This is a genomic window from Dictyobacter formicarum, assembly GCF_016587435.1.
The window spans coordinates 76,205-94,110 of the sequence record NZ_BNJJ01000005.1 but is presented as its reverse complement, the minus strand read 5'-3'; the positions used below and the strand labels follow the sequence as shown (position 1 = coordinate 94,110).

18 protein-coding genes and 1 pseudogene are annotated in these 17,906 nt (G+C 51.5%); 6 read left to right on the top strand and 13 right to left on the bottom strand.

The features are described 5' to 3' along the window. Window positions 1-24: 24 nt before the first annotated feature. Window positions 25-426 (bottom strand): low affinity iron permease family protein, encoded by a 402-nt coding sequence (locus JMI88_RS10200; RefSeq protein ID WP_201361724.1) that lies wholly within the window; start codon window positions 424-426, stop codon window positions 25-27. Between the two features lie 617 nt (window positions 427-1,043). Here JMI88_RS10200 and JMI88_RS10195 point away from each other — a divergent pair. Beyond that, a complete protein-coding gene (locus JMI88_RS10195) occupies window positions 1,044-1,793 on the top strand; it encodes a cytochrome c oxidase assembly protein (protein WP_201361723.1) in 750 nt (249 codons plus the stop codon). 332 nt (window positions 1,794-2,125) lie between these two features. Continuing rightward, window positions 2,126-2,551, top strand: coding sequence for a DUF302 domain-containing protein (locus JMI88_RS10190; RefSeq protein ID WP_201361722.1), 426 nt, complete (start codon window positions 2,126-2,128; stop codon window positions 2,549-2,551). Here JMI88_RS10190 and JMI88_RS10185 read toward each other — a convergent pair. Next, window positions 2,463-3,029: a cation transporter gene (locus JMI88_RS10185; RefSeq protein ID WP_201361721.1), complete on the bottom strand. Its 567-nt coding sequence runs from the start codon at window positions 3,027-3,029 to the stop codon at window positions 2,463-2,465. The genes JMI88_RS10190 and JMI88_RS10185 overlap by 89 nt on opposite strands. A gap of 410 nt (window positions 3,030-3,439) precedes the next feature. Here JMI88_RS10185 and JMI88_RS10180 point away from each other — a divergent pair, with 410 nt between their 5' ends. Next, complete coding sequence (locus JMI88_RS10180; RefSeq protein ID WP_201361720.1) at window positions 3,440-4,957, top strand: multicopper oxidase family protein; 1,518 nt, start codon at window positions 3,440-3,442, stop codon at window positions 4,955-4,957. A gap of 181 nt (window positions 4,958-5,138) precedes the next feature. Here the strand turns inward: JMI88_RS10180 and JMI88_RS10175 are convergent, their stop codons facing one another. The 5 genes and pseudogenes from JMI88_RS10175 to JMI88_RS10155 form a co-directional block, all read right to left on the bottom strand. Continuing rightward, window positions 5,139-6,578, bottom strand: a complete 1,440-nt coding sequence (locus JMI88_RS10175) for an MFS transporter (RefSeq protein ID WP_201361719.1) — start codon at window positions 6,576-6,578, stop codon at window positions 5,139-5,141. Between the two features lie 324 nt (window positions 6,579-6,902). Further along, window positions 6,903-7,745, bottom strand: a pseudogene (locus tag JMI88_RS10170) (aldo/keto reductase); the annotation flags it as partial. 28 nt (window positions 7,746-7,773) lie between these two features. Beyond that, on the bottom strand, window positions 7,774-8,610 hold the full coding sequence (locus JMI88_RS10165) for an IS3 family transposase (RefSeq protein ID WP_201361718.1): 837 nt from the start codon (window positions 8,608-8,610) through the stop codon (window positions 7,774-7,776). Window positions 8,611-8,624: 14 nt separating this feature from the next. Beyond that, window positions 8,625-8,936, bottom strand: coding sequence for a transposase (locus JMI88_RS10160; RefSeq protein ID WP_201361717.1), 312 nt, complete (start codon window positions 8,934-8,936; stop codon window positions 8,625-8,627). Between the two features lie 129 nt (window positions 8,937-9,065). Continuing rightward, the gene (locus tag JMI88_RS10155) at window positions 9,066-9,476 is read right to left on the bottom strand and encodes a winged helix-turn-helix transcriptional regulator (RefSeq protein ID WP_201361716.1); all 411 of its coding nucleotides are present in this window, start codon (window positions 9,474-9,476) and stop codon (window positions 9,066-9,068) included. Between the two features lie 328 nt (window positions 9,477-9,804). Here JMI88_RS10155 and JMI88_RS10150 point away from each other — a divergent pair, with 328 nt between their 5' ends. Then, window positions 9,805-10,545, top strand: a complete 741-nt coding sequence (locus JMI88_RS10150; RefSeq protein WP_201361715.1) for an SDR family NAD(P)-dependent oxidoreductase — start codon at window positions 9,805-9,807, stop codon at window positions 10,543-10,545. Between the two features lie 132 nt (window positions 10,546-10,677). Here JMI88_RS10150 and JMI88_RS10145 read toward each other — a convergent pair whose 3' ends face one another. From JMI88_RS10145 to JMI88_RS10120, 6 genes are all read right to left on the bottom strand, one after another. Then, a complete protein-coding gene (locus JMI88_RS10145) occupies window positions 10,678-11,079 on the bottom strand; it encodes a nuclear transport factor 2 family protein (protein ID WP_201361714.1) in 402 nt (133 codons plus the stop codon). Between the two features lie 69 nt (window positions 11,080-11,148). Next, a complete protein-coding gene (locus JMI88_RS10140; protein WP_201361713.1) occupies window positions 11,149-12,111 on the bottom strand; it encodes an alpha/beta fold hydrolase in 963 nt (320 codons plus the stop codon). Window positions 12,112-12,156: 45 nt separating this feature from the next. Beyond that, on the bottom strand, window positions 12,157-12,387 hold the full coding sequence (locus JMI88_RS10135; protein ID WP_201361712.1) for a zinc-binding dehydrogenase: 231 nt from the start codon (window positions 12,385-12,387) through the stop codon (window positions 12,157-12,159). A gap of 801 nt (window positions 12,388-13,188) precedes the next feature. After that, entirely contained in the window at window positions 13,189-14,508 is a 1,320-nt protein-coding gene (locus JMI88_RS10130; RefSeq protein WP_201361711.1) for an MFS transporter, read from the bottom strand. Beyond that, complete coding sequence (locus JMI88_RS10125; RefSeq protein WP_201361710.1) at window positions 14,495-15,601, bottom strand: MBL fold metallo-hydrolase; 1,107 nt, start codon at window positions 15,599-15,601, stop codon at window positions 14,495-14,497. The genes JMI88_RS10130 and JMI88_RS10125 overlap by 14 nt, the downstream gene beginning before the upstream one ends. Beyond that, the gene (locus JMI88_RS10120) at window positions 15,588-16,283 is read right to left on the bottom strand and encodes an ArsR/SmtB family transcription factor (protein WP_201361709.1); all 696 of its coding nucleotides are present in this window, start codon (window positions 16,281-16,283) and stop codon (window positions 15,588-15,590) included. Before JMI88_RS10120 ends, JMI88_RS10125 begins: the two co-directional genes overlap by 14 nt. 456 nt (window positions 16,284-16,739) lie before the next feature. Between JMI88_RS10120 and JMI88_RS10115 the strand changes: the two genes are divergently transcribed. Further along, window positions 16,740-17,345, top strand: a complete 606-nt coding sequence (locus JMI88_RS10115; RefSeq protein WP_201361708.1) for an NAD(P)H-dependent oxidoreductase — start codon at window positions 16,740-16,742, stop codon at window positions 17,343-17,345. A gap of 29 nt (window positions 17,346-17,374) precedes the next feature. Beyond that, a complete protein-coding gene (locus JMI88_RS10110) occupies window positions 17,375-17,905 on the top strand; it encodes a flavin reductase family protein (protein ID WP_201361707.1) in 531 nt (176 codons plus the stop codon). Window position 17,906 lies beyond the last annotated feature (1 nt).

The window sequence follows — 17,906 nt, the reverse complement described above, 5'->3', positions numbered from 1 at the left end:
GAAAAGAGACGTTGATTGCCTGGCTCAAAGGGATGATGGAGCGTTGTGCTGTGGCAACCGTGATTGGGCTAGCTGTGCCAGGTGACTGTAGTGCTCTTGTAACCGTTTGAGATCGCCTTCAGAGAGATCCTCGCTATCCAAGATCGTGTTATCCGCCTGTTTGAGAGCCGAAATCAATTCATCTAATTTGACCTGCATGGCTTCACTGTCACGACTCTGCGTATTTTGAATAAGGAACACCATGAGAAAGGTGATAATGGTGGTTCCTGTATTGATAAAGAGTTGCCAGGTATCGCTAAAATGGAAGACGGGTCCACAGATGAGCCAAACAACGATAATCAGAGCTGCCAGGCCAAAGGCCAGAGGATGCCCAAGCATCCGTGACATGATACGCGCAAAACGAGAGAATAGAGATGTATGGTTCATATTTTTTTCCTTCATGCCTATCTTTGAAGTAATATCGCTCATCTATAACACGTACTATGAGCTCAAACGGATGATATCAACGTACCGGTGTACGTCTGCTGGAGATATGCCGATGCGTATGCTGATTTTGTTGTATCTTTCCTCGCTTTTTTCGTTGGGAAATTGGCTGCTCACATCTCGCATCATAGGTATATTTGTAGATGTTGTCTATTCGGATTCTTCCCTATTCTTTGGGTTGGGGTCTCTGCTGTATTTTTTGTACAAGCAATCTCTCCCATATATAGGTATTGCTCCGGATAGTGTCGTGTATTTCCTCTCAATAGACATGTTTTTGTTTGTCGCTGGCAATGATTGGAGGTAAAATTACTGAATAAATTCCGTAGTTGTCCTTATGGACAACCCATTGATGGAACACCTAACATATGAAGAAAGCCAGACAAGGGTTTCTTGGCTGGTCTCCTTCAATGCAGATGCCAAGCATTGTGCTACAAATTGCACGAAATAAGCTTGTTTCGCGTATCTTCAAGTTGTATTGATGTATTGTTAGGTATGAAATATACAAGAGAAACGCGGCGCATACTCATAGAAAGCAACGCAATGGATGAAAGGATACAAGAATGCAAGAGAACCCCAAAATACAACCCTTTGTACGCAGGCGATCGATCGCGTTTCTCGCCGGATGGATCATTGCGGTTGCTGCCTTTATAATTCCTATGGATATATCAGGTATGTTCTACATGTTCACCGTTCACATGACACAACATCTCTTGCTTTCTCTTGTCGCGCCACCGCTTATTCTGTTGGGTGTTGCTCCAGAACGCCTTCACCGCTTCCTGGCTCACCATACGTTTCTTCGACGTTGCCTGGCTTTTCTGACCATCCCGGCTCTTGCTTCCCTCGTTTTTAATGGCAATATCTGGCTCTGGCACGCTCCTGTGCTGATGCAGGCAATGATGAGCGATCCGCTTCTTCATCATGTAACGAACCTTCTCTACTTAGGTACCGGCTTGTTATTCTGGTGTCCATTGCTCAATGTGACGCCTGGGAGGAAAGCTCCTTTGTCATTAGCAGCGAAACTGGCTTATCTGTTTTTTAGTGATATGCCAATGATGCTTATCGGAGCGGGATTGACGTTTTCTCCACCGCTGTATACGTTTACGATGACGCATCCTTTTATGCGCATGGTGGTGACTGCGACCGATCAACAACTGGGCGGTCTTTTGATGTGGGTGGTTGGAGGCGTGTTCCTCCTGGTTGTGGTGACCAGCGTGCTTTTCTTGCGCTGGATGTTGCAGCAGGAGAAGGAGCAACAGGAAAAGGATCGTCACCAACTTGAAGAAGAACGAGCTTCTATGCCAGTAACATAAACTATGTATGATGAAATGAGAGAGATTGCGCATTGCCTCACGGGAAATCGTAGCCGATGGTATCCTGACCGGGCCAGGTTTATAGATAGTCTGGTAGTTCATGGGCTCTCTTACAGAAGCTCTTTGTTATGTGCCATGTGGATGTTACGCTGCCTCTCTGTGAGGCGTACTAGATATAGATGTACGGAAAATATACTCTAGCCTTCCTTCTTAAAGAGACAGATCCACACGAAAACACGAAATTAGCCTGAGAGACGCTGGAGAGGGCAACATGCGTTTCGCTGAACGAGGGCACATGTAAACATAAGAGCAAAAAAGAAAAGGAGCGAACAATGACGACGAAAACTCCATCGTATACATTTGGAACGACAGTTAAGGCTCCCTTCGAAGAAACCATGAGCCGCGTGATTGAGGCCCTCAAGCAGGAAGGCTTCGGTGTGCTGACCACCATTGATGTTCAGGCGACCATGAAAGCTAAGCTCCAACTTGATTTCGAGCGCTACACGATTCTGGGGGCTTGTAACCCTCAGCTCGCCCATCGCGCTCTGGAAATTGATTATGCTGTTGGGGCACTGTTGCCCTGTAATGTTGTGGTGCATGAGGCGCATGAGGGAAAAGAGACCCCATCCACCCGGGTTGAGATTGCAGACCCGGTTGCTATGCTCAGCATCATTGATAACCCGGCGATGTATGCCTTCGCCCAGGAAGCACGTATCCCTCTGCAACGAGTCCTGGCTTCACTACAACAGGCTGCTTGATAGGTAAGCCAACGTTTGAGTGGTTGATGCATGGATGGAAGATCCAGCCTCCCCACCAGACCACTGGTGTGGAGAGTAGCAGCAGCGCCCAGTTCGGGCTGACGCCAAAGGGAGTTGGAAGATGCAGGTTGAACAGATTCATCCCAAGCGGTGAATAGAGTACAACGAGGATAGTCAGGATCAGCGAGACAAAGAAGCGCAGGCGCATCTCGGCCTCCATCGCTTTTGCCATCGCCGGAGTACTCATGTCATGTTCCTGTTCGCTCAATGGTTCTCCACATTGAAAGCCACAGTCTGTTACCAGGTGTTGGACCTGGGTTTTGCTTATCACCTCTTCATCGTAGGTCATAGTCACGGTCTGAGAGACGTAGCTCGCTTCGACCTGAGCAATCCCATGAACCTTCCCAAGTTGTTTCTCGATTTCAGGCGCACAGCCGGCAAAGTTCAGACCTTTGACGGGCAAGGTCACAGTTTTCATTACCAACCCTCCTGTGTGTTCTTGATATCTTTTCTCCAGCATACATTGCTGCGGAAGGAGAGTGCTAGAAGCGTGTGGCCGAAAACACGCGAAACATCATCCACTCCTCAGATGATGTTCTGTCTGTGATGATTCCATATGAACGTTGAACGTCTTCGATGTATGATGATAGCTCCTTACTTTCGGGATGGACTGATGTATCACCTTTCAATCTGCTTTAGCTATGATCACATCTGTAGGTAGTTATACTATCAAATAGTAGGATGCTATTCTTCCTTGACATAGCATCTTGTTCGACCATGAAGCATGGCTGGTGAGGGTGGAAGCCCTGAGCATATTCGTTGGTTGTAGGCGTCAAGAAAAGAATCCTGTTCAATGGTTGTGGTGTTTGATGGTAGAAAGAAGTGTGTATGAACAATGTGATGCAACAAACAGGTGTGACACGTCGTCAGTTCTTAAAATATGTGGGTGTAGGGAGCGGTATGGTTACAGGTATGATAGCGCTGGATGCCTGTGGAACGTTACCGGCAAAAAAAGAGGTGAAACAGACATTTGCGAATGATTCCGGTACGGGTAAATTTCACGTCTATACGTTTAATCCGGCACCAACACAGCTTACTGTAGGTGGACACGTTGTCTCAACCTGGGCTTACAATGGAAGGCTTCCTGGCCCAGAAATTCGGGTGAATGCAGGTGATACGCTTCGTGTCATTGTGAATAATCATGTCAGTGAAGGAACGACGATTCATTGGCATGGTGTACCGATTGTCAATGCCATGGATGGAGTTGATGGTGTCACGCAGCCGGCTATCAAGCCTGGGCACTCGTTTACCTATGAGTTTGTCGTTTCTCGTGCTGGAACCTACTTTTACCACTCACATGTGGGCTTACAACTGGATCGTGGGTTATACGGCCCACTTATCGTTGAGGATCCCCAAGAAGCGAAGAACTATGATCAAGATGTCGTGCTGGTTCTGGATGATTGGCTGGATGGTATCCCCGGAGGGCCGGGAAGCCCATCAGCAGCTTTGAAACAATTGATTGCCGGGGGCGATACTATGCCGGGCATGAATGGAATAGATGGGCTGAATGAGATAAATGGAATGGGAGATTCGATGATTATACAGGTACCTCCGGATCTTCTGTATCCTCTGTACCTTATCAATGGGAAAGCCAGCGAGCATCCCTTTACCATCAACGTCCAGAAGGGACACAGAATTCGTTTGCGCTTTATCAATGCTTCTGCGGCAACAATCTATCATTTGGCTCTCAATGGTCATCGAATGACGGTCACGCATACTGATGGGCAGCCAGTTGAGCCAGTGGATGTTGATGCCATCCGCATTGGCATGGGAGAACGCTATGACGTACTGGTAACCGCAAATAATCCCGGAGTCTGGCAACTTGCGGCACAGGTCGAGGGGGCAAAAAACATGACTCGTGCTCTGCTCCGCTATCAGGGAAGTACGGCAACACAACCTCCCGCTGATTTTCTGCCACCAGAATTGAAGCGCCACATGTTGACTTACGCAATGTTAAAAGCCGCTTCCGGCAATGATACCCCGCTGCGGGGTCAACCTGATCAAAGTCTCCCGATACAGTTGAGCGGTGGCATGGGGCAGTATGTCTGGAAAATCAATGATCAGGTGTTTTCGAAAGCAGATAAGATTGCGGTGCGAAAAGACCGCCTTATTCAATTCCAAATCAATAATCAAAGTATAATGCCTCATCCTATGCACCTGCATGGACATTTTTTTCAGATCGATAATGGGACTGGTCGGGGACCGATAAAGGATACGGTGCTGCTCGACCCGATACAGACGATAAATATTACCTGGGTATCTGATAACCCCGGCGACTGGGCATTCCACTGTCATAATGTGTATCATCAGGCTGCCGGAATGATGCGCGTGGTCAAGATTCGCTAAGATCAGTTGCTTATCTAGGGTGAAGAGGAAACAGAGTAGCCACGTCTTTTCTTACAAGGAATATTGCCACTTGTTTCCTCACCTGCTGCAACAAGTCAGCAATCCATTTGGCGACCTGGATAGTGGCACAGTATACTGTTGGTCGCCTTCTCCCTGAGAGATTGTCACTCTGAGTTTAGAGCTAGACGTCAATCTCCTTTTTCATCGGGTGTGGTGCGCCTGCGGCGCATGACGTTTCAATTTGAGGTGTCTCCTGTCGTGTTCTGACGAAGACCCATGCAGAGACTAGCCCGAGGAGGAGGACTCCTCCAGCGATCACAAAGGCGATATGCATGCCTGAGAGGAACGTCTGCTGATTGCCCACCAGTGCTCCCAGGATCGCGACCCCTATGACACCCCCAACTTGCCTGCTCACATTCAGCATGCCCGCTGCTATCCCTGATTGTGCTTTCGGTGCATGCGAAATCGCCGCCTCGGTCATTGCCGGTAAGACCAGGGCAAGCCCGAATCCCAGGACGGCCAGCAGACACGCAAGAAGCACGTAGCTGGTTTGGGTATCGACCATCACAAACCCAAAACAGCCTAAAGCGGCGAGGAGCAGACCAATGACCATCACGCGTTTTGCCCCGATGCGGGGCATGAACCCGCCTGAGAGCGATGTCGCCAGGAGGGCAAAGCCAAATGAAGGAAGCAGTGCCACTCCCGTCAGAGATGGCGAATAGTGTTTCACCTGTTGCAGGAACAGACTCATGACAAACAGGAAGCCCGTAAACGTAAAGGTCTGGCACACGGCGACGACATTCGAGGCAGAGAATGTTCGTTCTTGAAACAGTTTCAATGGCAGCATCGGATGGCTTGTTGTCTTTTCTCTCAAAAGTAATAACAGGAAGAAGAGCACACTTCCTATATACGCCGCAAGAATCAATGGAGACATGATTCCCAGGTTGTTCCCTTCAATCAACGCAAACGTCAATATGCCCAGTGCGAGAATACTTGCTCCTTGACCCGGAAGATCAAGGCTTCGTCCTCCCTGTGGAGTCGATGGAGCAATAGAACGGGCGGTGAGCAGAAAGCCGAAGATGCCGATGGGAAGATTGATCAGGAAGATGCTGCGCCAACCAAATGCGTTGACCAACAGGCCACCAAGGAGAGGACCAGAAAGAGCCCCGATGCTTGCGACTGCTGCCCAGATGCCAATCGCTTGCGCCCGTTTCTGTGTGTCAGTATAGATTGTATTTAAAAGAGCGAGCGAATTCGGAACAAGCAGAGCAGCGCCAAGCCCCTGGAGGGCTCGTGCGATCTGCAAGACGAGGAGCGAGGGAGCAAGGCTACAGAGCGTTGACGCCAGCGTGAAGAGGGCGAAACCGACTAAAAAAATGGTTCTGCTTCCTCTTCTGTCGCCAAGGGCTCCACCAATCAGCAGAAAACTGGCGAAGACGAGGGCATAGCCATCCACAATCCATTGCAACCCGGTCACATTCGCGCTCAGGTGCTCTTTGATATCGACCAATGCGACATTGACGATCGTGACATCGAGAATCGTCATGAAGTAGCCAAGGCAGAGGGCCAGAAGTGGGATCATCGTCTGTCTTCTTGTCTGTTGAGATAGTGTCGTGATCATTTTTTTGCTTCTCTTTCACATCAGAGGTCTACGCTCCCTCCTTTCTGGGGGACACAGCCCTTCCTGCTCTCACGTTCGTCCTCTGGGATATTATCGTAGTCGGTGGGGGACCAGAAGATATCCACGGAGACGTGTTTTTTCTATGTCTCCTGGTCCTCCCTCGATTTTGGGTTTGTGCGCACGTATATGTACTTGTCCCTCTACAGCTGGACCATGACCTTCATGGCTGTACGCTGATCCATCGCAGCGTAGCCCGGTGGAACGCCATCGAGATCGACAGTGAGATCGAGCATGAAGATACTTCTTTGACAGCTGTCATCTTAGTTACTGATGACCGACGATGGGATGCGGCACATACGACTCTTCCAGGTATGCGACCTCTTCCTGGGTCAGTTTCACGGACAGAGCGCCGACGGCATCTTCCAGATGCGTGATCTTCGTCGCCCCGATGATAGGCGCCGTCACCGGCTTCTTCTGTAACAGCCAGGCAAGCGCGATATGAACACGCGGGACCCCATGCTTTTCCGCGATTTCCGCGACCCGCTGCACGACCCGCTGATCGGTTTCGGCTGTCGCATCGTACTTGCTTTTCGCGATTTGATCGGTTTCGGAACGAAGTGTGCTTTCCGACGACCAGTCACGCGTCAATCTTCCCGATGCGAGTGGACTATACGGGATCACCCCAATCTTCTCCTCGCGGCAGAATGGCAGCATCTCTCGCTCCTCTTCGCGGTAGATGAGGTTCAGGTGATCCTGCATCGAGACGAAGCGGGTTCACCCATGCTTCTCGGCAACGTGCAGCGCCTTCTGAAACTGCCACGCGAACATGGCGGAGGCACCGATATAGCGGGCCTTGCCGGCCTTCACCACGTCATGCAGCGCTTCCATCGTCTCCTCGATTGGGGTCTGGTAATCCCAGCGATGGATCTGGTAGAGGTCCACGTAATCCGTCTCAAGCCGCTTCAGGCTTTTGTCGATCTCGCTCAAGATCGCCTTGCGCGATAGCCCGGCGCCATTGGGCCCGTCATGCATTTTGCCGTGAACCTTGGTGGCGATGACAACCTCGTCCCGATTCGCGAAGTCCTTCAAAGCGCGTCCGAGGATCTCCTCACTCTTCCCAATGGAATAGACGTTGGCGGTATCGAAGAAATTGATCCCCATTTCGAGTGTAAAGTACCCAGTAAAAGAGACACTCTCATAAGGAAATCAAAGGAGCACCATGTAAGAGATGATCTTGAGCATAGTGCAAAGGTGAACAATTGCCTACGCCCTCGTGAGGACGTAACGTATTATAAAAATTGATCCATGTCTCTGCAGCGCCCAAGAAGTGGCCCAGGGTTCGGTACGAACGGCGATCAGCTACTGCGAGCTTGAAGGTGCCCACAAAACGCTCGGCATAGCCATTATCCGTGGGTGTGCCAGCACGACTCATCGATTGGAGAAATCCTTTCTGTAACAGCAAATCCCGAGTGCATTGCGCTCCATATTGTTTGCCTTGATCGCTATGCCAAATGGCTCCAGCCGTGGGAAAAGTCATAGTCTCAATGACACTGGTCACCAAATCGGCGCGCATATGATAATCAAAGGCCAGCCCGAAGATCTGGCGCGTCTGTTTCTCAAGAGCAAAACACCCTCGCACTCGTGATTGATCAGCCAGATGAACCTCAAAAATGTCAGAAAAGATGATCTGTTGCGTGGCATCCTCGTCCATTTCTCGAACCAGGTTCGGAGCCGTCTGAGCTGCCTTGCCCGGATAGACATACTTCTTCTTTTTACGCCGGGCAGCAATGCCATATTTGTGCATCACCCGTTTGACTCGATTTTTCCCGGTATTGATGAGCACCGCGAGCTTGCGATGCCCAAGCGTATCATCCAGTTCATGCCAGTGTTCAATGCTCACCACCAGCTGCTTATCCATCTGAGGCCGCTTGGGATGCAGATACAGACTGCTGCGAGCGATGCCAAGGGCGCGGGCGAGTTGGGATTTGTTGATCGGACCACCAGAAGCGCAGAGACTTCGCCCAAGTTCCACTTTCTCATGTGCGCTTAGTTGCCCAGTAGCCCGCGGGATTTTTTTAGCAGTTCATTTTGAACCGTCAAATCTCCGATGAGTTGTTTCAACTCTTCCGGCGATTCTCCTGGCGCATGGCCCTGAGCCTTGCTGCGCGTTTGCAGATCACGTTGATCGGCAAAGATCTCTGGCCCTTTTTGTTGAAATTCTTGGCGCCATCGGCTGATAACCGAACTAGCCAGGCCAAACTTTCGGCACACTTCTTCCAGGGTGGTCTCACGCTGAAAGCTTTCCATGACCACCTTGAACTTAAATTCCGGTGTATACGTTTTCCGTTTGCCTGCCATATTTTCCGTACCTCTCTTCTTTTACTGTCTATATTACCAGGTACGTTACATTTTCCATCTTACCGCTTCAGATATCATTTACGTAGCGGGGATTTTGCCAGGGAAAACTGGAAAACTGTCGGAATCTCATCACCACTGCACTTCTTTCTCCTCTTCCATCTGCTCAATCCCGCTTGACTGCTCCAAGCCTGCGCACCATGGTCTCGTCCCCTCAAATTGCTCCATGTACTGTTCTCCCCACGCGAGCATCAGGAGGATAATTTGCTTTAAGCTAGTTCCGACATCCGTTAACGAGTACTCGACTCTCGGAGGGATTTCTTTGTAAATCTCCCGATGGATGATGCCATCGTGCTCCAGTTCCCGCAGTTGTTGGGTAAGGATTCTCTGCGATACGTCAGGTAAGAGCCGTTTGAGTTCGTTGAAGCGTCTAGGGGTTTCAAGCAGATAGTACAAAATGAGGGTTTTCCATTTTCCCCCGATAACATCAGCGGTTGCTTCCATTAAGCAGTGATAGTTTCTCGTGTATATGGGATCTCGCATGACTTTTCCTCTTTCCTTCCAGTTACTTTTTTGTCACTATATCACATTTTTGTGCGTACTTTTCAAAACGTATGCAACCTACTACACTGGCTACATACAGAAGCAAGCGTGAGACATCAAGGTGATTGCTCCTTTCCTGAGCGGGTGTAAACTACAGTGAGAAGAGCGAAAATTTCGCTTGAGATAGCCATCAGCGATGAAGGCTTTGGGCATCTTGATACCAAGAGGAAAGATTGGCACTCTTGTTTCTTGAAAAGATAAAACCAAATACACGGATATTTCTATCCATTTGTTAAGAGAGAAGCATATGCTTGAGAAGGAGATATATATGCGCCTACAAGGAAAAACAGCATTGGTCACGGGGAGTACCTCGGGGATTGGACAAGCGATTGCGGAAGCCTTTGCCCGGGAGGGGGCACGTGTGGTGGTCACCGGTCGCAATGCACAACGTGGGCAGGGAGTCGCGGATGCCATTCGGGCCAACGGTGGTCAGGCGACTTTTGTCGCCGCCGATCAGGCGTCGGTTGCGGATATGCGCCATTTAGCCAAAGAAGCAACTGACGTGCTCGGCCCCATCGATATTCTGGTCAATAATGCAGGGATCTTTCCATTTGCGCCAACAGCGCAGGTTGATGAGGCGACCTTTGATGCTACCATCGCGACCAATGTGAAGGGACCTTTTTATCTGACCGCGGCCTTAGCCCCTCAAATGGCTGAGCGTGGGAGAGGAAAGATCATCAACATCACGACGATGGCGGCACATGTTGGCATACCAGAGATGGCGCTCTATGGCGCAACGAAAGCAGCATTGACGCTGTTGACCAAGTCGTGGGCGACGGAGTTTGGGCCAAACGGGGTTAATGTCAATGCGATCTCCCCGGGCCCGGTGCGTACGCCCGGAACAGAGGGCATGGGGGAAGGGCTTGATCAGTTAGCTAATACCCTTCCCGCTAAGAGGGTTGCCGACGCTTCTGAGATCGCAGCAGCAGCGGTGTACCTTGCCAGTGATGAAGCGAACTTTGTGCACGGAGCGACTCTACCGGTTGATGGGGGACGTATCGCCATCTAAAGAGTTGCGGTGTTGTTGCAGAAAGCGCTCAATGAGCGCTTTCTGCAACAACACCCAAAAGATTCATCTTCTTTTGTCTCTTTGCACCGCAAACAGGACCGGCGACTCACGTGAGTCGCCGGTCGAGACAGCTTAGGATCGTGCGAAAGGCGGAGGCTGGCCGATATTACAGAAATGCAGACCGGCGAGATGCCATTGCCCATCCTGGCAGACAAATACCAGCGTGGTACGCATTTGCGTGTTTACGGGATTACCCCGATAGGTTGCCTCCTGAGTGAGACGGCCAACCAGGATGGCGGCCTCATCGTACCCTCGCACCTTGACCTCGTCCAGGGTGTGAACGTTGTACTTCAGTTCGCTGCTCCGATGTCGTTCGAGCCACTCCTGCTTGGTCAGCAGGAAGCCAAGGGGGCCGATTCCGATGAAGTCCTCAGTCAGTGTTTGCTCAAGAAAAGCAGTATCGCCGCGTAATTCGGCAGCGGTCCAGGCGTCAGCAAGCCGCCTCACCTCTTGTTCAGCTTGTTCTCGGTTCATAGTTGAACTCCTTCTGATATAGAAAAAACGTTACCTGGTTTCTGAATAAAATGATGGCCCGTTGCGCTTTTAGTGTTCGACTTCTTGGCGCAGGAACGCCAACAGTTCAGCATTCACTTCCGCCGGACGCTCTTGCTGCGCCCAGTGTCCACAGCCGGGTAGCATCACCACCTTGTGCAGATTCGGCAAAGCCTTCGTGGCCTCCAGACGGGCGAAGCGCATGGTGCTGTCGCGTTCTCCCCCAATGAAGAGCACCGGCTGCTGCACGCTCATTTTCGTCAGCCCCGACAATTCCTCCCAATCCAGATCTCTGGCGCGATACTTGCTCAGCGCGCCTCTGAAGCCGGTGCGTGTGAATATCTGCGTGTTATACTCCAGATCAGCTTCGCTGAGCCAGGTGGGAAGCCTCTGCGGTTCGGGCATGCCGTCCAGGGCCCCTGCATTGGCTGGTTTCCTGGTAAAAAGGTAAGGAACCAGGTCGGCAGGAGCATCGCCAGAGAGTGCATAGAAGAACAGACGCAGGGTACGCCGTGCATCGACTTCTAACTCTTTTTCGGCCACTCCTGGCTGTTGAAAGTAGAGAGCGAAGTTGAAGGCTTGTCCAGACCACTGCTTGAGCATCTGGCTAGAGGCCGGAGGTTGCACTTCATAGGGAATGTTGAGCACGACCACTGCGCGAAAGCGCTCAGGGAAGAGCCGAGCGCTCCACCAGACAATGTTGGCTCCCCAGTCATTACCGACCAGCACGGCCTGTTGCTCTCCTAAGGCATCCAGAATACCGACGATATCGGCAGTCAGGTTGAGGAGGGTATAGCTTTCGACCCTCGGGGGAGCCTCGGTATCGCCGTAGCCGCGAACATCTGGGGCGACCGCGTGGTAGCCAGCAGCCGCCAGAGCAAGCAGTTGATGCCGCCAGGAGTACCACAATTCGGGAAATCCATGCAGCAAGAGCACAAGAGGTCCAGATCCTGCCTCTGCTAGATGCATTCTTATACCATTCGTCTCAATATAACGATGGGTAATCTCGCTCATAAACGCGTCTCCTTTCTTCCATTTGTCTCATCAATCCTATATGGTTTATTCGACGGTCAGCACAAGTTTGCCTCGTATATGTCCGCCCTCGCTCAGCTTGTGGGCCTGCGCCACGTTTTTCAAGGGAAAGATGGCATCAAGATGCGTTTTGAGATGACCTGCATCAAACAATTGAGCCATCTCGGCCATCTGCTCCCCTGATGGATGCACCATGACCGATGACATCGTCACACCATAGTGGGGAGCTTTCTCCTTATCTGATTGGGAAATGATCATGAAGATCACGCACCCTCTTTGTTCTCCTCTTGGAACCATTAAGATTCTTTACTTGCATATATGGCGCGAGAGATCTTCTCAATAGAGATCTACTCTCCTTTTGAACGCTGAGACAATCTGCAGAAGCACGACTTTGCGCAGCTTTGGCAAAGCTGCCTGCATCGCCTTATATTGGCGAAACGAAGCGTGCTGTCGCGTTCGCCGCCGATGAAGAGCACTGGCTGTACCAAAGATATTATATAGGCAGCTAATCCAATTAATATTTTGGATAGACTGAGTATATAATAAATATTTAGAAGGTGTCAAGGACCCGTATTCACTTAGCTAAAATCGCAACTGATACAGACAAGATCGCTGGAGACGGAAAGGCGCGCAGATTCTCGTTCAACGTTTTGTCGAAGAGCAGAAGCTTGCTCCTGGTGGGGCTTCTGACGAGATCTGTAACATCTTCCCCTATGAAGAGAAACAAGAGCTAGCTTCCGATGAGACCTTCGATCAGGCCATTGACATATTATTCACACTGACCAGCTTCGAGACCTTTGATCTTCTGGCGGGGCCTGCTCATAGCCTTCAAGAGGTTGTGCCTGTTGTACAGAAGCTAGCCCGTTCGGCACTTGAGTTCAACAAAGACCATGACCAGTAGCTATGCTAAGAAGTCCAGGAAATGATGGCGCATACCCATATTGCCACTTGGTTTCTATCGTATCAGTCAAGAGCTGGTCTTGCCATCCGAGCAAGAGGCGTTCAACGCCGAGAGTCGCCTGTTTCCTTGTGGCAAGGAAACCAACTCTTTTCCTCCGTTTAAGATTGGATGTATTGCAGGCGCGGCAGGGTTTCAGACATGACCGCCTGTGCCAGGACACCCGAAAGGAATGTCAACGCGCCAATCACGCCAATCGCCCAGGTCACGCCCAACAGGTCCGCTAGGATCCCGGCCAGTAGCGCTCCGATGACGTATCCGCTATCGCGCCAGAGCCGGTAGACGCCCACCGCCGAGGCTCTCCACTGCGGGTGAGCCACATCGGAGATCGCCGCCAGTAGTGTCGGGTAGACCAGGGCAGTTCCCAGCCCAAGCAGTACCATCGCCACAACCCACCACGCGAAGCCATGCATTAGCGGTAGCAGTCCGATGGCTATGCCCTGAAGCAGCATACCCCCTACGATCATGCCTTTGCGCCCTAAACGATCTGAGAGCGCCCCTGTCACCAACTGTGCTGTTCCCCAAACACCCGGATAGATACCCGCCAGGAGGCCAATTTGTGCGATACTCAGCCCGCCTGCCGCAAAGAATAGCGGGAAGAGTCCCCAGGCAAGGCCATCATTCAAGTTGTTTACTAACCCCGCCTGGCTCACCCCGAAGAGCGTCCGGTTCTTCCAGGAGGTGAGTAGGAAAATGTCTTTGAATGAGGGGTGATCAGCGGAGCTATCTGTAGTCCGTTGCGCTCCCGTTTCTGTTTGCCCGGTAGTCTGTGCTAGCAGCGTTGCCTCGTGACGGGCATGGCCATGCGACTCGCGCACAAGCACAAGTGAGAGCAGCAGGCCCGCCAGGGCAAACCCGATCCCGGGCAGGAAGGGTTGGGGTCGCAGCGCGTAGGTTGCGGCAAGATAGCCAGCAGCAATGGCCGCGAGCGAAACCGCGCCGTAGCCCGCCGCTTCATTGAGACCCATGGCCAGCCCACGTCGTGCTGGCCCCACCAGGTCAATCTTCATGATAACGGTAGTGGACCAACACAGGCCCTGGTTGATGCCCAGTAGCACGTTGGCAAAGACCACCCACCCCCAGGACGTAGCAAAGATAATGAGCAACGGGACCGGTAGTCCGACGAGCCAGCCGATCACCAGGACTCCTTTGCGGCCGACGCGATCACTCAGCCCGCCCGCAAAGAGGTTCGCCAGTGCTTTGACCATACCGAAGCTCATGATAAAGGAGAGCACCGCCGTTGTGGACGCCAGACCGAACGCACGTTGACCCAAGAGCGGCACGATACTGCGTTCGAGTCCCACCATGCCGCCAACGAAGGCATTGACAATTACCAGCAGTATGAATTGCTGCCAGTTGGCACGTAAGCCAAGCCGGACCCCTGTTGATGGAGGAAGCGATGGTGCGTTAGGAGATGGCACAACGATTTCCTCCAGCTTCCAGGTCTATTACAACATTGCTTTCCGGCTGCAGGCCCGTTTCGTTGAACTGCACAATCTGTTCGTAGTGAGGTGGCGGCGGCGGAATGCGTGAGAGGATTGTCTGCACAAATTGGTCATGGGATGCATAGATGCTCTTCACCTGTTCCTTGACCTCGGCGAGGGTCGTAGCGATGGGGATACCATCAAATGGCACGGGCTGACTTGTATGCCCTGGCAGAATCAGGGTAGATGCAGGGAGCGCGAACAGCTTGTGCAAACTGTGGTAGAGCTGTGATGCTCGCGCCTGCGCCTGGCGTTTATCTGCTCCCAGATCAGGACGCCCAACGCCTGTTGGAAAAAGGGTGTCACCTGTGAAGAGCACCTGCCCGTCCAGTAGGTAGCAGGTGCTTTCCTGCGTGTGGCCTGGCGTCTGCAAGGCGGAAAGCCGAAGACGATGGGTCTCAAACAGGTCACCATCGTGGATGGCCCTGAAATGAAAGGAGACCCGTTGTTGGTCTGGCAGTACGAGTGTCGCACCGCTGCGCTCAGCAAGTTGGCGTGAGCGCGAGAGATGATCGGCATGAATGTGTGTGTCAAAGACGCTGGTGACCTGCCACCCATGCTTTCGTGCCAGGTCGAGATACACCTGCGGGTCAAGTGCCGCATCAATCACAAAGGCCTCATTGTCTGCGCCAATAAGGTAGGAAAGGCAGCCTTTGCCGGTGCGCCGCACCTGGATCACCTGCACGGCGCTGCCGGCAACGGCAATCTCAGCCGTGTTCCAGGCCACGCTCCATGCTTTCATGCCGCCTTCCAGGGAATACGCCTGGAGCCCTCGTGCGGCAAGCTGTTCTGCTGCAATCTGGCTGGTTTTGCCTGCGCCACATACGGTGACCACCGGGCGATCAGGTGGAACCGCCAGGGAGGAGAGCGCCTCGGGATCATGAGCTTTGAGGGCCTCGTAGGTATCCAGGTGGAGACTGCCAGGAATGGCCCATTCTGCTCGTTCAGCCAGTGGACGAATATCTAACACGGTGATTGGTCGATCCTCTTCCAACCACGCTCTTAGTGTCTCGGTATCAATGGTTCTCATTGTCGCCTCCTATTCTCCTTTCAATAGGGAATCCTAACGCGCGCCAATCAGGCAGCCCCTCTTCGAGTCGGCGTGCCTGGTACCCGTTGGCGCGTAGCAGGGCGACAGCTTCATCAGCAAACACACAATAGGGACCGCGACAGTAGGCCACAATCTCTTTAGTGGGAGAAAGTTCCCCTAGACGAGTCTCTAGTTCAGCGAGCGGGATGGAGTGCGCCTCGGGCAGGTGTCCTGCAGCGTATTCTGGAGCAGGACGCACATCGAGCAGGATAACCTCATCTTTGGCAAGGCGCGCGAGTAATTCTACCGCACTGATGGGCTCGAGGTGCCTTCGATCCTGCAAGTAGGTCTGGACTAGACGATCAATCTCGGCGAGATGGGCCTCCCCTACCTCCCGCATGGTTTGCCAGAGGCGAAATACCCGTTCATCAGCTAAGCGATAGTAGATGTAGACTCCTTCGCGGCGCACCTCGACGAGTTGGGCCGCACGCAGGACCTGCAAATGCTGGGAGGCGTTCGCGACCGGCAGGCCTGTTTCTTGCGCGAGCGTCTCGACGCTGTGTTCGCCCTGAGCCAGCACTTCGAGGAGTTCGATGCGATGCCCGTTCGACAAGGCTTTGCCGAGGCGGGCAAATTGTTCATACAAGCGATTCTTAAAGGTGCGTTTGACCTCTGTCTTCATGAGCCTGTCCTTCACCCTTTCTTTTATTCTAATATTCAATAGATTACTTGAATAAAAGTCCTCCGTCAAGAGGATGAAATGTGCCAGAGCATGAATGCTTGAGTTTCTGGTTTTCTGACCATTCGAAATCGTGGAGATCTTATTTTTTTCCATGAGTGGGTCAGGCAGTAGTTATTCTTCACATAAATTTGCCTATCTGTATGGTCGTCTATTGTGATAGTGGTGGCAGCTATGTGCACGCGAAACGTAATTTTGCTGTTTATGCGTGTGAATTAAATCCCCAAAAAAGCCTGAAGAAGCAAATTCTTCCATAAGCATTCCGAATTGTTATCTGTTTTATATATATTTTTTATGAATTCAAAAATTTTATTGACAAACTACCTTTGTGCTAGCTACTATTGTTAATAATATTGATCTATTAAGTCAACAAACCACAAAAAAATGGAAAGGAGCACTATGAGTTTCAAGTTGTTAGCTATCAATGGCAGCCTGACACCTCCTCCATCGCGCACACGTATCGTTCTCGATAAGGTGTTAGCTGGAGCGAAAGCATATGATCCTACTATTGAGGCGCAGGTACTAGAATTGCGCGACTTCGCGTTAGAGTTCTGTGATGGTCGTTCTCCTGATAGTTACAATAGTGATACACGAAGAGCGCTTGCGCTAGTAGAGGAGGCTGATGCCTACCTTGTTGCCACCCCTATTTATCGAGGATCGTATACCGGGGCACTCAAAAACTTTTTTGACTTAGTTCCCAATGATCCCCATGGGCGTGATCCGCTTCGGGGGAAAGTTGTAGGGTTGCTGGCTACCGGAGGAAGCGATCATCATTACCTTGTCCTGGAGCATCAGCTACGTCCGCTGTTTGGTTTCTTTGGTTCTTATATTCCAGCCAGAGCTATCTATGCATCTGCGAAAGACTTTGATGCTCTGAAGCAGGCACAGGGTAGGCTGGTAGAGGAACTTACATTGCTGGGGCAAGAAGTCGTTACCCTATCACGTTTTCTGAGAGAAAGCCCCCACCTTTCTCGGCCAGAGCGTGTCGGTAGCCGTCACAGTTAGCAATTGAAGCTTAGAAAGAGGTAAGCACGATGAGTGTAGAGCACAGCGAATTTCGTCTTGCTTTGGGTCATTTCGCTTCTGGAGTGACCGTCATCACGACTCAGCATCAGGGACAACTTCATGGTACAACTGTAAGCTCCTTCTGTTCGCTCTCCTTAGAGCCTCCACTTATCCTTGTAGGGATCGATCGCAATGCAACTATTCATGATTTGATCATTGCCAGCGAAGTCTTTGGCGTGAACATTCTCGCTGAACATGCAGAGAGCCTCTCGCAGCATTTCGCCCGTCGTACGCCCGATAAGTTTTCTACTATTGCTCACAGATATGGTCAGCTCGGTGTACCCTTGCTCGATGACGCGCTGACAACGCTGGAGTGTCGTCTAGTGGCACGTTATCCCGGAGGGGACCATTCGATCTTTGTTGGAGAGGTCACTTCCACCGCTATTCAGCCCCATCACCAGCCTTTACTCTACTATCGTAGTAAGTATGGTCGTTTGCAAGATGCCTCTATTAGCCAGGTCAGCTTACCTGATCTGGTTACCCAGAAAGCAAGGAGCTAAT